The organism is Bradyrhizobium sp. 26S5 (assembly GCF_036923295.1).
Classification (GTDB): Bacteria; Pseudomonadota; Alphaproteobacteria; order Rhizobiales; family Xanthobacteraceae; genus Bradyrhizobium; species Bradyrhizobium septentrionale.
This window is the reverse complement of record NZ_CP145948.1, coordinates 8,470,093-8,484,250: the sequence shown is the minus strand read 5'-3', so window position 1 is coordinate 8,484,250 and position 14,158 is coordinate 8,470,093. Positions and strand designations below refer to the sequence as shown.

At 63.6% G+C, this 14,158-nt stretch carries 9 protein-coding genes and 1 pseudogene; 3 read left to right on the top strand and 7 right to left on the bottom strand.

Annotation, left to right across the window (positions count from 1 at the left end; all coding sequences use genetic code 11):
• Positions 1-151: 151 nt before the first annotated feature.
• Positions 152-1,732, top strand: coding sequence for a hypothetical protein (locus tag V5279_RS40175; protein ID WP_338692353.1), 1,581 nt, complete (start codon positions 152-154; stop codon positions 1,730-1,732).
• Positions 1,733-1,927: 195 nt separating this feature from the next.
• Positions 1,928-2,425, top strand: coding sequence for a hypothetical protein (locus tag V5279_RS40170; protein ID WP_338692352.1), 498 nt, complete (start codon positions 1,928-1,930; stop codon positions 2,423-2,425).
• Positions 2,426-2,653: 228 nt separating this feature from the next.
• Here the strand turns inward: V5279_RS40170 and V5279_RS40165 are convergent, their stop codons facing one another.
• Positions 2,654-3,649, bottom strand: a complete 996-nt coding sequence (locus V5279_RS40165) for an alpha/beta hydrolase (protein ID WP_338692351.1) — start codon at positions 3,647-3,649, stop codon at positions 2,654-2,656.
• A 145-nt stretch (positions 3,650-3,794) separates the two neighbouring features.
• On the bottom strand, positions 3,795-6,596 hold the full coding sequence (locus V5279_RS40160; RefSeq protein WP_338692350.1) for an ATP-binding protein: 2,802 nt from the start codon (positions 6,594-6,596) through the stop codon (positions 3,795-3,797).
• 282 nt (positions 6,597-6,878) lie between these two features.
• Between V5279_RS40160 and V5279_RS40155 the strand changes: the two genes are divergently transcribed.
• Complete coding sequence (locus V5279_RS40155; protein ID WP_338701657.1) at positions 6,879-7,811, top strand: tripartite tricarboxylate transporter substrate binding protein; 933 nt, start codon at positions 6,879-6,881, stop codon at positions 7,809-7,811.
• Positions 7,812-7,945: 134 nt separating this feature from the next.
• Here V5279_RS40155 and V5279_RS40150 read toward each other — a convergent pair whose 3' ends face one another.
• The 5 genes and pseudogenes from V5279_RS40150 to V5279_RS40130 all read right to left on the bottom strand — a co-directional run bounded on the left by V5279_RS40150 (position 7,946) and on the right by V5279_RS40130 (position 14,098).
• Complete coding sequence (locus tag V5279_RS40150) at positions 7,946-9,241, bottom strand: serine hydrolase domain-containing protein (protein ID WP_338692349.1); 1,296 nt, start codon at positions 9,239-9,241, stop codon at positions 7,946-7,948.
• 430 nt (positions 9,242-9,671) lie between these two features.
• Positions 9,672-10,447 (bottom strand): annotated as a pseudogene (locus V5279_RS40145) (IS5 family transposase).
• A gap of 728 nt (positions 10,448-11,175) precedes the next feature.
• Complete coding sequence (locus tag V5279_RS40140) at positions 11,176-12,108, bottom strand: prephenate/arogenate dehydrogenase family protein (RefSeq protein WP_338692348.1); 933 nt, start codon at positions 12,106-12,108, stop codon at positions 11,176-11,178.
• Between the two features lie 4 nt (positions 12,109-12,112).
• Positions 12,113-13,210 (bottom strand): histidinol-phosphate transaminase, encoded by a 1,098-nt coding sequence (gene hisC, locus V5279_RS40135; protein WP_338692347.1) that lies wholly within the window; start codon positions 13,208-13,210, stop codon positions 12,113-12,115.
• A gap of 24 nt (positions 13,211-13,234) precedes the next feature.
• The gene (locus V5279_RS40130) at positions 13,235-14,098 is read right to left on the bottom strand and encodes a chorismate mutase (protein WP_338692346.1); all 864 of its coding nucleotides are present in this window, start codon (positions 14,096-14,098) and stop codon (positions 13,235-13,237) included.
• Between the last annotated feature and the right edge of the window lie 60 nt (positions 14,099-14,158).

Genomic DNA, 14,158 nt, shown 5'->3' with positions numbered 1-14,158 from the left:
ATCCCTCGCGCGCGATATCGTTCGCTGCCGCTAAACATTCCCGCGATCGCGATGAGAAAAACGTGACCGGAATAATCCGGCTCCGGGCGAATATCACTCCCCGAATACCGCTCTCTCGCCTGAGGAAACAACCTCGCGTGGGAGATAAGCGATGCGAATTCTCGGGGGAATTCTGCTCGGCAGCATGCTGCTGTCGACTGGTTCTGCGTTTGCGGAAGACGATGCGTCCGAACTGAAGGCGTTGAAGACGCGCCTCAGGCAGCTCGAACAGAAAATGGAGGTGCAGGCGCGCAAGGAGGAGGCGCTGGCCGCAAGAGAGAACGCAAGGGAGAATACAAGACAGAACACGCAGATGGCGGCGAAGGCGCCGGTGCCGTTCGATCCCTGCGCCTCGGGCAAGCTCTGCTACAAGGGCGTCACCTTCACGTTCGGCGGCTGGGTCGATCTCACCGGCATCTACCGCAGCCGCAATCTCGCCTCCGACACCGGCTCGGTCTACAACTTCATTCCGTTCCCGCAGAGCAAGAACTTCAACACCGACGAATCGCGCTTCTCCGCGCGGCAGAGCCGCTTCTCGCTGCTCGCGGAAGCCGAGGTGTTCGCCAACACCCGTGTCGCCGGTTACGGCGAACTGGATCTCGAAGGCGCGGCGCAGACCGCGAATTCGGTCGCAACCAACTCCTTCAACCCGCGGCTGCGCCAGGCCAGCATCGAGATCGATCGCACCGATCTCGGCCTGCATTTTCTCGCAGGCCAGAGCTGGTCGCTCAATGCGCCGAGCAAGGCCGGCATCGATCCGCGCGGGGTCGATGCGCCCGGCGTGATCGATTTCGAATCGGTGCCCGGCTTCCTCGCGGCCCGGCAGCCCGGCATTCGCGTCTGGCAGGATTTCGGGCCCGAGTTCAAGCTCGCGGTCTCGGCGGAGAATGCGCAGACCTCGTTCTTCGGCGGCAACACGCCGCTGGTTGGCACGCCCGCGGTCGGACCGCAAGGCGTGCTCAATCCGAACGTGCTGGTCAACCTCACCGGTCCGGGCGGCAGCTTCTTCAACAACGCCAACAATGTCAGCCTCAACCACGTGCCTGATTTCACCGTGAAGGGCGCGTGGGATCCGCGGCTCGGGCCCTACAAGCTGCATGTCGAGGGCTGGGCGATGTATCGCGACTTCTACGACCACTTCAACTTCGCCAATCACGACGTCAACACGGTGAGCTTCGGCGGACATTTCTCGGCGGAGATCGTGCCGAAGCTGCTGGAGCTGCAGGGCTCGGCGTCGCACGGCGCGCTCGGCCGCTTTACCGCGACGCCGTTCCCGGACGCGACCTTGCGTCAGGACGGCTCGATCCAGCCACTGCCGATCACGGCATTCCTGATCGGCACGGTCTGGCACACGACGCCGTCGCTCGATCTCTATGCCTATGCCGGCCTCGAGAAGACCAAGGCGACGTTCTCCAATGTCGGCACGGTGCCGTTCGGCTACGGCAATCCGCTCTACAACAATCTCGGCTGCAACATCGAGAACTCGCCGGCGGCGACTTGTAACGCCAACACCTCGCAGGTCAGGCAGTACACCGTCGGCTTCTACGACACCATCTTCAAAGGCGATTACGGGGCGATCAAGGCCGGCGTGCAGTATTCCTACAACCAGCGCTTCGCCTTCGAAGGTGTCGGCGGCGCGCCGAAGACCGACGACCACATCGTCATGACCCAGGTCCGCTACTACCCGTTCTAGCGATCGAATAGCAAATGGCGTGCTTCGATTCTGTCAGGGCGTGAACCTATCTACCTCGTCATTGCGAGGAGCGATAGCGACGAAGCAATCCATCGCTGTACTTGCCGCGCGATGGGTTGCTTCACTTCGCTCGCAATGCCGGGACAGATCGGTTCACCGCCTCTGCGGACCGAAGCTCTGGAAAGGAGACTGCAGATGAGGATCGTGACCAGAAAGGAGCGAGCCGTGCTCGCGCGCGAGTTGATGATGGTCAGCCGCGCCGCGCATGTGATGCAGCGAACCGGGCTGGCGATGGCCGGCGCCATGGCCGGCACCTTCGTCGCCGCGCAGCTGGCGAAGGGCAACGTCGCTGTCTTCAGCACACTTGCCTTCATCGCCACGACGATCGTGGTCGGCGCGGTCGGCTTCTATCTCGGCATCGATGTTCCCAAGCTGACGGTGCGCGCGACGGGGCGCATCGACGTCGTCGAGCTGCTGAGCGCGGGCGGCATCTTCCTCGCCGCGCTGGCCGCGCTGGTGTCGGTCTATGGCATCGTCTTCGACGAGATTCCGCCGCGGGCCTGGGAGTTCGTGATCGGCTCGTGGTGGTTTGGCGGCGTCGTCATGCTGGCCACCGCCGGCCTCGTCGGCCGGCAGCGGCTGGCGCAGAAGGTTGCGGCGATGTCGGTGCGATCGAATCGTGCGGCTTCGTAGGCTTAGCTGCAGGCATAACCCACCGCGCCGCGCCTCAACGTCAAGGGCCGCATTGAGGGCGATGGCCACTGAACGTCGGTCAAATTCCGCCGCTGTTCTGGGCGGACTCAGATATCGTACGATCGGCGCGGCAGCCCGAGACGCCGCCGCGCCGATCGCAGCGTTGCAGCCACGTTCCGATCGAATAGGAACGGGGCTGCAGATTGTTGTTTTGAGGCGTTTTATGCTTTAGTGGGTGGCTGGATCGAGATGCTGGCGCAGGGCCTCGTTGATCTGGCCGATCGCGGCTTCGGTGGAAGGCACCTTGCGGATCGCGTTCAGCAACACGAAGTCATGGATCGTGCCGTTGTAGCGAACCGCGGCGACGGCTACGCCGGCATCCTTGAGCTTCCTTGCGTAAGCCTCTCCCTCGTCGCGCAGCGGGTCGTTTTCCGCCGTGATGACGAGCGCCGGCGGCAGGCCCTTGAGCCGGTCGATGCTGGCGCGTAACGGCGACACATAGGGATTGTCGCGGGTCTTGATGTCGGGAGCGTAGAGATCCCAGCCATACTTCATGAACGAGCGTGCGAGGAAACGGCCGGTCCCGTACTCGCGATAGGAACCGGTATCGACGCTGGCGTCGGTCGCCGGAATCAGGAGCACCTGCAAGCTGATCTTGGGCCCGCTGCGGTCCTTGCTCATCAGGGCAAGCGCGGTGGCCATGTTGCCCCCGACCGAATTGCCGGCGACCGCGATCCGGCTGCCGTCAGCACCGAACTCCGCCGCATGCTGCGCGATCCATTGCAGGGCTGCGTAGCTCTCCTCGAGCTGAGTCGGAAACTTGGCCTCCGGCAGCGGCGTGTACTCGACGAATACCCCGATCTGCCCCGTGCCGACGACGAGATCGCGCAGCAGGCGCTGATGGTTCTCGAAATTGCCGACGATCCAGACCCCGCCATGAATGAACAGCACGACGCCGGGCCGGGCGCTCGTTTGGGCCGGCTTCATGATGTACAGCTTTACGGTCCGGCCATCCTGGTTGATCGTTTGTTCAGACGTCGTGACGCCGGACATATCGACGGCCGTCTGGCGCTGCAGGTCGGAGACAATCTGCTGCGGCTTTGGCTGGGGCAGTTCCCAGAACGGACTGGGGTCCTTGTTGAGCTTGGCGAGGAAGGAACGGATCTGAGGATCGATCCGAGGGTCAGTGGCGGCGTCCGGGGCCGCGTCGGCGGCTTGGGTCATGAGCATTGCTCCGAGGCTAAGGATGGCAAGTGACGAGAAGCGTTTCACGGTCGTTCTCTCAGGAGAGGGGTTGCACGCAACACCTGGGTATCCCGGAAGGAGGAGCGGTCGCTTCTGTCGAATGACCAGTCCGGTGACCGGTCGGTTAGCTCGCGGAAGGGCTGGTCCTGGCAAGAATGTGGCGCAGGCCGGATCGTGAGGTGATGCCGGTCTTCGAGAATATCCGGTGCAGATGGTAGCCGACCGTTCTGTGGGACAAATACAGCCTGGCCCCGATTTCCTTGTTGGAGAGGCCCTCACTGGCGAGTTGCGCGATGTGAAGCTCCTGTGGAGTCAGCGTCTCCCATACCTGCTCGGACCGCCGGCGGCTGGCTTCCCCTGAAGCGCGTAGTTCCTCCCGCGCGCGGTCGCTCCAGGGCGAAGCACCGAGTGCGTCGAAGATGTCGCGGGCTTCGCGCAGCGGGGCCCTCGCGTCGGCGGGACGCCGCTGCCGGCGCAGCCAGCCGCCATAGGCGAGAAGAAGCCGTCCTCGCAGGAATGGCCATCTCTTCGCAGCCGGCCCGAGACCGCGCAAGAAGGACTGTTCGGCATCCTCAGGTGCCGCAAGCAGCGCGTTGCTGTAGTGGAGCATGGTTTCGACCCAGGGGACCGGCGTCGGGGCCGATCCATGCTCGATCTCGTCGACCACCGCACGGGCCGTTTCGGCGTTGCCAGAGAGCACAGAGGATTCGACGAAATCCGCAAGTCCGAAGAACTGGAGACCGGAATTGAAAGCTGGATCGGCAGGTGCGAACAGACGTCGCAGATGTTGATAGGCCTCCCAGTGCCGGCCTGCGCCGATCGCGGAAATGCCACGCGCGAGCTGCAGCATTGCGAGCAGGAAGCTGGCGCCTATCGATACGATCAGGCGCTCCGCCTGCGCCGCATGCGCTTCGGATTGCTCCAGATTGCCCTGCATTCCGGCGAGGTGCGCCTTCAGGATCGTGGCCGCCGCGATCCACAAGGTGCCATCTGTCTCTTCGGCAAGCCGGACCGATTCTTCGGCCTCCCTCGTCGCACTCGTCCAGTCGCCGACTTCCATTTCGGCCCAACCCTGCGCGAACAGCACCCGCGCAAGATCGCCGAGCCGGCCCTGTGCGCGTAGCGCGGCACTGGACCCGGCGAGCAGGCCTGTGCCGAGATCGAAGGCGCCGATGACATTCGCAGCGCTTCCCAGGATTCCCGCAACGACTGGATCGCCATCCCTTGCTCTGGAAAGCTCGTGGAGTTTGACATGCACGTCACCGCCGTGGCGAAGCGGTTCGACATAGGCGGAGATCGCGAGCAGAAGAGGATCCCTCGCCGGCAGCTTCAGCCGGTCTGCCGCAACAAAAACCCTGGTGCGGAGTTCGTCGCTTGCACTGCTCCACCAGCAGCGTTGCGCGGCACGCCAAAGAAGATTGGCTGCCAGACCCGTGGCGCCTGCGGCGTGGGCCCGGGCGGCGAATCCAAGCAGGGCCGGGATCTTTGCGGGATCATCGATCGCCGGAGGTTGGCCGATCTCGCGACACCAGCCGATCCTGGCCGATGTGAGCGGGTCGCTTTCATCGACGTCGGCCTGGCGGAGCAGACGTTCCATGAGATCTGGTTGTCCCAGATCGGCTGCAAGTTCGGCAGCCCGCAGCAGACGGTCGCTCCTGGCTTTCGCCGTACTGCTCAGTCGGGCCGCATTTTCAAGGACCGCGATCGCCATGGCAACTGCGCCCCGCCGCAATGCCCGGGTCGCCATACGATCGTGTTCGTCCGCCAGTTCGTCGTCCGGTCCGATCGTCGCCGCCGCGCGATGCCATAGCTGGCGATCCAACTGATCCTGAATGGTCCTCGCCAGCGCTGCGTGAATTTTTTGACGCGTCGCCAGCTCAGCCGCCTGATGCATCGCGGAGCGAACCAGCGGATGGCGGAAACGTACGTCGGTGGCGTCGACCTCGATCAGTCCGGCGCCGACTGCCGGCGCCAGGGCGTCGACCCCGACCCGCACGCCCAATACCGCCTCGCCGGCATGCAGAACTTCGTACAGCGAAGTTCCGTCATTTTCCGCCGCCACGAACAGCAGGGTTCGGGTCCAATCTGGAAGGTCCGACACGCGGCTCGAGAAGGCGCGTTCCAGACGCTCCGTGAGTGGAAGCCACGGTGCATCGCGCGCTTCCGTTGCCCGCTCACCGCGCGGCAGTTCGACAAGGGCCAGCGGGTTGCCGGCAGCCTGTTCGAGGAAGCGGCCGCGCAGATCGGGCGACAGGCCCGGTGCGTTGGCGTCCAGCAGGCGCTCGGCATCGACGCGATCAAGTCCGGCAAGATGCAGCCGCAGTGTGGAGGCATCTCCAAACGGACGATTGAAACCATCGCGCATGGCCAGCAGCAGAACGATAGGGTCCGAACTCAGCCTGCGCGAGATGAACGCCAACACCTCGTAGGTTGCCTGATCCAGCCACTGGGCATCGTCGGCAACAAGTAGGATGGGCCCGCGCGTTGCGCGTTCGGTGAGAAGGGACAGCGCCGCCAGCCCCACCAGAAAGAGATCGGGCGGACCCGCGTCGTCATGCATGCCGAAGGCGGCCAGCAGCGCCGACCGTTGCCGGGGAATCAGGCGCGCGGCCTGCTTCATCAGAGGCCGCAATGCCTGCTCGAGCGCTGCGAACGGCAAATGAACTTCGGCCAGGACGCCAGCCATGCTGAGGACCGAAAAGCCGCGCTCATCGGCTCGCTGCCTGGCGATTTCGAGCAGGGTCGATTTCCCGATTCCGGGCTCGCCGCTGACAATGAGCGTCGATCCGCCTTGATCGATGCGGTCGATCAACCGATCGATAAGAGCAACGTCCTGCTCGCGGCCTTGTAAGCGTGGGGTTGGAGATCGGGTGGTGGGGGCGAGCGATCCCGTCTGCGGTTGTGTCTTCTTCGTCCGCTTGGCCATCCCGCAACCGTTCCAGACGTCGCACCGGGCTGCATCGATCTAGTCTGTATCGGACCCATCCTATCACGGGTGGAGAGCGGTGCAGGAGCCTTATCGTACACAATCGCCGACTGGTCGTCTGCCTGTCGGCTGTCGCGTCCGGCCCGACGCGCCCGCTGCGCCAATCTGTCCCGTCGCTGTCGCCGGACGATGCGATAACCTCGTTGAAAATTCAGGGAAGGAATCGCTTTGGTAAAATTCAGTCGCCGTCACGTCATCGCTGCCGGCGCGGCGGCTGCCGCGATGCCCTTGCTGTCGCGCCGGGCGTCGGCGCAGGCGGCGTGGCCGTCGCGGCAGATCCGGATGATCTGCAGCTATCCCGCAGGCGGGCAGACCGACCTCTTGGCGCGCGCTTTCGGCGAATACATCTCGCGGCAGGTCGGGCAGACCGTCGTCATCGAGAACAAGGCGGGCGCCTCGGGATCGATCGGTGCGGCGGAAGTCGCGCGCGCCGCGCCCGACGGCCACACCATCCTCTGCTCGATCTCGGCCACCTATGTGATGAACCGGGCGATGATGAAGAACCCCGGCTACGACACGGACAAGGACCTGACGCTGGTCAGCGTGATCCCGGGTGCCGGGCTGCTCCTGGTCGCGAACCCGAAGCTCGGCGTCAGGACGCTGGCGGACTTCGTGGCCCATGCACGCAGCAGCGGCAAGGTGAATTTCGGCACCTACAGCGCGGGCTCGGCGCCGCACATGACGATCAACGAGCTCAACAAGCAATACGGCCTCACCATCGAGCCGATCCATTATCGTGGCGAAGCGCCGATGTGGACCGGGCTCGCGGAAGGCACGCTCGATGTCGCGATGGGCAGCTACACCGCTGCGCAATCCGCGCTGCAGAGCGGCCGCGGCACAGTCTTCGCGGTGCACTCCAAGAAGGTCGCCGCGATCCCGGATATCAAGACGCTGCCGGAACAAGGCGCGACATCGAAATTCTTCACCTTGAGCGGCTTCTCGGGCTGGGCGGTGCCGAAGGCGACGCCGCAGCCGATCGTCGACCGGCTGTCCGAGCTCTGCGTCGCCGCCAACGATGATGCCAAGGTGAAGGAGGTTCTCAACACTTTCGTGCTGGAGCCGGCGATCGGCTTCAAGGAGAGCAACGCGCTGTATCAGCGCGAATTGCCGGGCTGGATGGAGGCCGCCCAGTCGCTCGGCCTGCCGCCGGCGTAGGACGTGGACTCGTAAATTGGTCGCGTCCGCTTCCTCTCCAACAACGGACATTCAAAGAGACACGGTCAACGCCCGGATCGCTTCCGACCAATCAACCCAACGCTTGCCAGCTTATGTTGATTGGCGGAATCATCCTAGGGCTGGCCATCCGGCCAATCATATTCCGCTGCGATACTTTGCATGAGCTCGCTGGCCAGTTCTCCACCGCGAGCCCCGTTCGTCATGATAACGGCGCCATCACCATTTTCGAACACGATCATCGAACTGACGAATCCATCATTGACGCCCCTATGCTGAAATCGTCGATGCGGCGAGACTCCGCGAACAATCAGACCCAGTCCATAATCGCCAAGACCCGGTGTGAGCATTTGAAGGGTCGTGGCCTGAGACAACACGGATGTGTCGCGGCCGGTCCATGCATCCAGCACACCCAGCGCAAAGTGCGCGACGTCGGTAGGGGTCGTCCACAATCCCGCGGCAGCCAATTCCGGATAGGTATGGGGACCTCCCGGTACCGGCGCTCCGCTCGCTCGATAGGGTGTTGCGGCATTTTGAGCGACATTTTTGGGCAGCGGCTGGAGGAAACTGCTGTGGGTCATTCCGAACGGCTTGAGGACAAGTTCTTCAAGCAGTTCTGGAAACGCCTTGTCAGTTACGTCGATGAGCAATTGCTGCACTATAGTATAGCCGCCGCTAGAATACGCGAACCTGGCGCCGGGCTCGTGATCGACAATGACAGGCGCGGTGTTTGCAGGCGCGCATAGTGCAAACCAATCATGCGCTGACAGCTCGAACCGGGCTAGGGCACGACACCACAGCGGCGCGCCGTTGAGAACCTCGCCGAGTGACGGAACGGGTGCACCTGCAGGATATCCCGGAAAATAGGGAACGGTTATACCAGCCGAATGATTCAGCAGGCTTCGAAGTGTAACCCTTGATTGATCGGTGAACGAGTTAACAGGAATTCTCCAGGTCTTAAGGGCTAAATTGACGTCGCCATCGAGATCGAGTTTCCCGGCCTGAACCAATGCGAGCGCCGCCACAGCGGTAACCGGTTTGCTGATTGAGGCCGCTTGGAACAACGTTTCAGGCGTTACAGGCGGACCACCGATGGTGGCGGCCCCGAACCCGCGGGCCTGGATTCCGCCGCCATGAATCACGGCGATGCTGACGCCAGGAACGTGCAGTTCGTTCATCCGATCAGCAAGCCTCATCGGACGACCGCTGGCGTCGGCGATAGCAGGCCTTAGGGCATTCACGATGCGCTGGATACGATGCTCAAAATCGTTGCTGCTGCCTGAGGCCGCATTGTCCTGAGCACGTGAAATCGGGAGGGCAACGAGGCTTCCTATGAACGCGAGCAAGGCTCGACGGCTGATATTGAGGACCGTCGACTTGGCGTTTCGCGAGCAGACGACAAATTGAGACATGAAATAGTTTTACCATAAGGGGCCCCTTTCGGCAGGGGTCAACACGAGCTTCGGCGGTGACTGGCGCCAAGTCCGCTTCGGGCAAAAGCCGACGATTGCGGGAGAGCGAGACGACTTTCCGCCTCGCCCTCGCGCGCCGATGTTTATGAGGACAGGTCCCGGATCGTGCCATGACGGCGCGATCTGGCTGCGACAAAACAACCCGACGGGCAACTCAGCAAAACCTGTCAATGCTCGCGAGCAAAAATATTTCGCTTTATCAGAAGTGGAACTCGATGTATGAATCCGCCGTCTCACCCGATCGAGGGGCGCTTGCGCATCGTCACGGGTGTTGCGGTGAGATGCGGTGGACGCCGAGCGCGCAGTCGACGAATGCGTGTGAAGCGGACGGTGAAGTCGTGTGGTCCTGACGCCCTAGGTGGTGTGGACACTAGCGCATCCATAGAACGATGGCTGCGAGAGTGACGACGGCCCGGTAGTTCCGGGCCGTTTTTTCGAAGCGGGTTGCGACGCGGCGGAACTGCTTGAGCTTTGAGAAGCAGCATTCGACGAGATGACGCTGGGCATAGAAATGCTTGTCGAGTGGATATTTGAGCGCGCGTGACGGGTTGTTGGGGATCACGGCGAGCGCGCCTTTGGCGGCGATGGCTTGGCGCAAGTGATCGGCGTCATAGGCCGTATCGGCCATGACGACCTCGGCGGATAAGCCTTCGATCAATGCGGCGGCTTGCGGTGCATCGCCCTTCTGACCTGCGGTAAGCGTGAACCGCACCGGACATCCCAAGCCTCGAACGGCCATATGTATCTTGGTGCTCAGGCCGCCGCGCGAGCGGCCGATCGCTTGATCTTCCGCTTGATCTTCAGACCCCCCTTTTTGGCGCCGGCGGCGTGCTGATGCGCCCGAACAATGGTGGAATCGACGATCAGATATTCGAAGTCCGGATCATCGGACATCGCCTCGAAGATCCGCCACCAAACACCCTTGATGCTCCATCGACTGAAGCGCCGGAACACGCTGTTCCAGTCCCCAAACACCTCCGGAAGATCGCGCCAGGGAGACCCCGTACGCACGATCCACAGCACACCTTCCACGAACATCCGGTTGTCGCGCCCGGTGGAGCCCTTCTGATCGGGGCGCCCTATGATCAGCGGCGCTATCCGCTCCCACGCCGCGTCGCTCAATACCAAACGGTCCATCACACCCAAGGCGGCCTCCCCAAAAGCAGCCTTGAATCTGATTTGCTCCTAAAAGGGAATCCTTAGAGTCCACACCACCTAGTGGTAGGTGTCTTTTCACAAAACGCTATCGCGTCTTGTGAAGGCGGTGACAAACAAGCCCAGTCTCGCCGGGGAGAGCGCGAAATAAGCCGTAACCCATCGCGCAGGGAAAGCCGGAGTGTTTCCGGTTACACCTGTGGTCCTACCTCCCGCGTTTTTTACTACGCGGGACCCATGGGTGCGATCGGCACCCGGCTTTCCCTGCGCCCTCTGTTTGAGGAGAGGGCGAGACGAGACGCAAAGCTCGGACAAATCATGTCGCGAGAACGCGAAGCTGTGTCCCCACCCACACTGTCATCGCCCGGCTCGCCGCCTTCGCTAAAGCTTCGGCGTGCCAGGGATTCGTGGCCTCGTCGAAGCCTTGGCGTAGACGGGACCGGGCGATCCAGTACGCCGCGGCCTATCGTTTCAATCGCTGGCGTCTCTGGAATACTGGATCACCCGCATGCGCGGGTGATGACACCGAACAGGCTGTTTGACAGATTGAATCGAGAACCATCCTCATGGTCGTCCTGGCGTAAGCCAGGACCCATTACCCCAAATCTGAATTGTTGCGCGACGCTGGGGCCACGATCCCCTTCATCACCGAATGCGGTGGTTATGGGTCCCCTGGCTTTCGCCAGGACGACGAAGTGGAGAAAGCGGTACGCGTGATCCTACTTCTTCAAATTCGCATGCGGCCGGCCGAAATCCGGCGCCGCGGAATCCTGGCCGGTCTCGACGATGCCGCGGCGGATGGCGCGGGTGCGGGTGAAGTGGTCGAACAAGGCTTGGCCGTGGCCGCGGCGGATCGCGCGGGTCAGCTTCGACAGGTCCTCGGTGAAGGTGCCGAGCATCTCGAGCACCGCCTCCTTGTTGGCGAGGAACACGTCGCGCCACATCGTCGGGTCCGACGCCGCGATGCGGGTGAAGTCGCGGAAACCGCCGGCGGAGAACTTGATGACCTCGGATTCCGTCACCTGCGCCAGCTCGTCGGCGGTGCCGACGATGGTGTAGGCGATCAGATGCGGCAGATGGCTGGTGATCGCGAGCACGAGGTCATGATGGTCCGGCGTCATGATCTCGACCTTGGCGCCGAGCGCGGCCCAGAACGCGCGCAGCCGGTCGGTCGCAGCGGGATCGGTGCCTTCGGGCGGCGTCAGGATGCACCAGCGGTTGATGAAGAGCTCGGCGAAGCCGGAATCCGGCCCCGAATGCTCGGTGCCGGCCACCGGATGCGCCGGCACGAAGTGCACGCCGCCAGGCAGATGCGGCGCCATGTCCTTGACGACGGCGCCCTTCACCGAGCCGACGTCGGAGATGATGGCGCCGGGCTTCAGATGGCCAGCGATCTCGGCCGCCACCGGGCCGCAGGCGCCGACCGGGATGCAGAGGATGACGAGGTCGGCATCCTTGACCGCCTCGACATTGGTCTCGACGACGCGATCGACGATGCCGAGCTCGGCGACGCGCGCGCGCGTCTTCTCCGAGCGCGCGGTGGTCACGATCTCGCCGACCAGCCCCTGCGCGCGGGCGCCGCGCGCGATCGAGCCGCCGATCAGGCCGAAGCCGATCAGTGCGATGCGGTTGAAGAGCGGAGCGGTGGTCACGATGTCACTTTCCGGCCAGGAAGTCGCGCAGTCCCTCGACCACGAGGCGGTTGGCTTCTTCGGTGCCAATGGTCATGCGCAGCGCATGCGGCAGCTTGTAATTGTTGAGCGCGCGCAGCACGAGGCCGCGCCGCGTGAGATAGGCGTCGGCTTCCGCCGCGGTCTTGCCCTTGTCGGTCGGGAAATGGATCAGCACGAAATTGGCGACGCTCGGTGTCACCTTCAGCCCGAGCTTGCCGATCTCCTCGGTCAGCCAGTTGCGCCACTGCTCGGTATGGGTCCGCGACATCTGCACATGCGCAGAGTCCTCGATCGCCGCCACCGCCGCCAGCATCGCCGGCGTCGTGACGTTGAACGGACCGCGGATGCGGTTGCAGGCATCGACGATATGCGCCGGGCCGAACATCCAGCCGATCCGCAGCGCGGCAAGGCCGTGGATCTTCGAGAAGGTGTGCGTCACCACCGTATTGTCCGTCGTCGCGACCAGCTCGATGCCGAGCTCATAATCGTTGCGCGAGACGTAATCGGCATAGGCGGCGTCGATCACCAGCAGCACGTGCGAGGGCAGCGCCGCGCGCAGGCGCTTGACCTCGTCGAACGGCAGATAGGTGCCGGTCGGATTGTTCGGGTTGGCGAGCCAGACCAGTTTTGTGCGCGGCGTCACCACCTTGAGAATGGCGTCGACATCGGCCGTGAAGTTGGTCTCGGCCGCGATCACGTTCCTGGCGCCGTTCGCCATGGTGGCGATCGGGTAGACCAGGAAGCCATGCGTGGTCGAGATCGCCTCGTCGCCGGGTGCGAGATAGGTGTGCGCCAGCAGATTGAGGATCTCGTCGGAGCCGGCGCCGCAGATGATGCGGTCGGGATCGAGGCCATAGGCACGGCCGATCGCCTCGCGCAGCACGCGCGAGGTGCCCTCCGGATAATCCTCGAGATGGTCAGCCGCGGCCTTGTAGGCCGCGATCGCCTTCGGCGACGGCCCGAAAGGCGTCTCGTTGGCGGACAGCTTGAACACCTTGCGGCCCGGTTCCGGCACCGGGCTCTTGCCGGGCGTATAGGGTGCAATATCGAGAATGCCGGGGTTCGGCACGGGGCGGGACATTATCAACTCCGGATCTACGGGCGGCTAGCTTTTGGCCGACCCGTTAGAGGGCACCGTATAGCGCGTTGCGTGGCTGCCGACGAGGGCCGAAGAGCGGACCGAGGCGCCGGCCTCGATCAGCGCGAACTTGATCTTCTCGAAGCCCTTGTTCTTAAGGTCGTGCCCGGTGACCGAGACCAGCAAGGCCGCGCCGTCGAAGGCGGTGTCGGGGACCGCGACGATCTCGGCGAGCGGGGCCAGGGCGCGGGCGACATCGGCGTTCCAGCCGGAGACGCGCACGCTCCACATCTCGACCTCGGTCACCATGGCGTCGTCGGCGACCCGCGAGATCACGAACACCGGCAGCGCGGCGGGATGGTCGGCGCGTTCGAGGAATGGCAGCCGCGCAATGATCTTCGGTGCGCCATCGGCTTCCAGCGCGTTCCACCACGGCGTGCGGCTCGCGATCGCGGAGACCAGCGCGAGGTCGCCCTTCGATTTTGCCACCGCCTCGACCGCGGCCTGCGCGCTGAAATGCGAGACGTAAGGCACCACGAAGCCGAAGTGAAACCGCGCCGAGTCGCGCATCGCGGACTCGCCGACGGAAACATCGGCATGCACCGCGAACGGCGCCTGAACGTAAGTGAAGGTCGAGATGATGACGCGCCAGATGCTCTCGATGGTGTCGAGCGGCAGGATGCCGCGATGGCGCTGCACCAGCTCGCGCATCATGCTGGCCTCGCGCGCCGGGCGGAACGCCGAGCCGACTTCCTGGGTCTTCTTGACCTGGATCAGGCGGTCGATGATGTCGCCGCGCGCCATCAACAGGCGGTGAACCTGCTCGTCGATCGCATCGATCTCCTTGCGCAGCTCCTGCAGCGAGGGCGGCGACGGGGGTGGCTTGGACATGCTCTAAAACCTTGTTGTCCGCGCGGCCCGATGCCGCGTCAGACAGGGTCCCTGATTAGA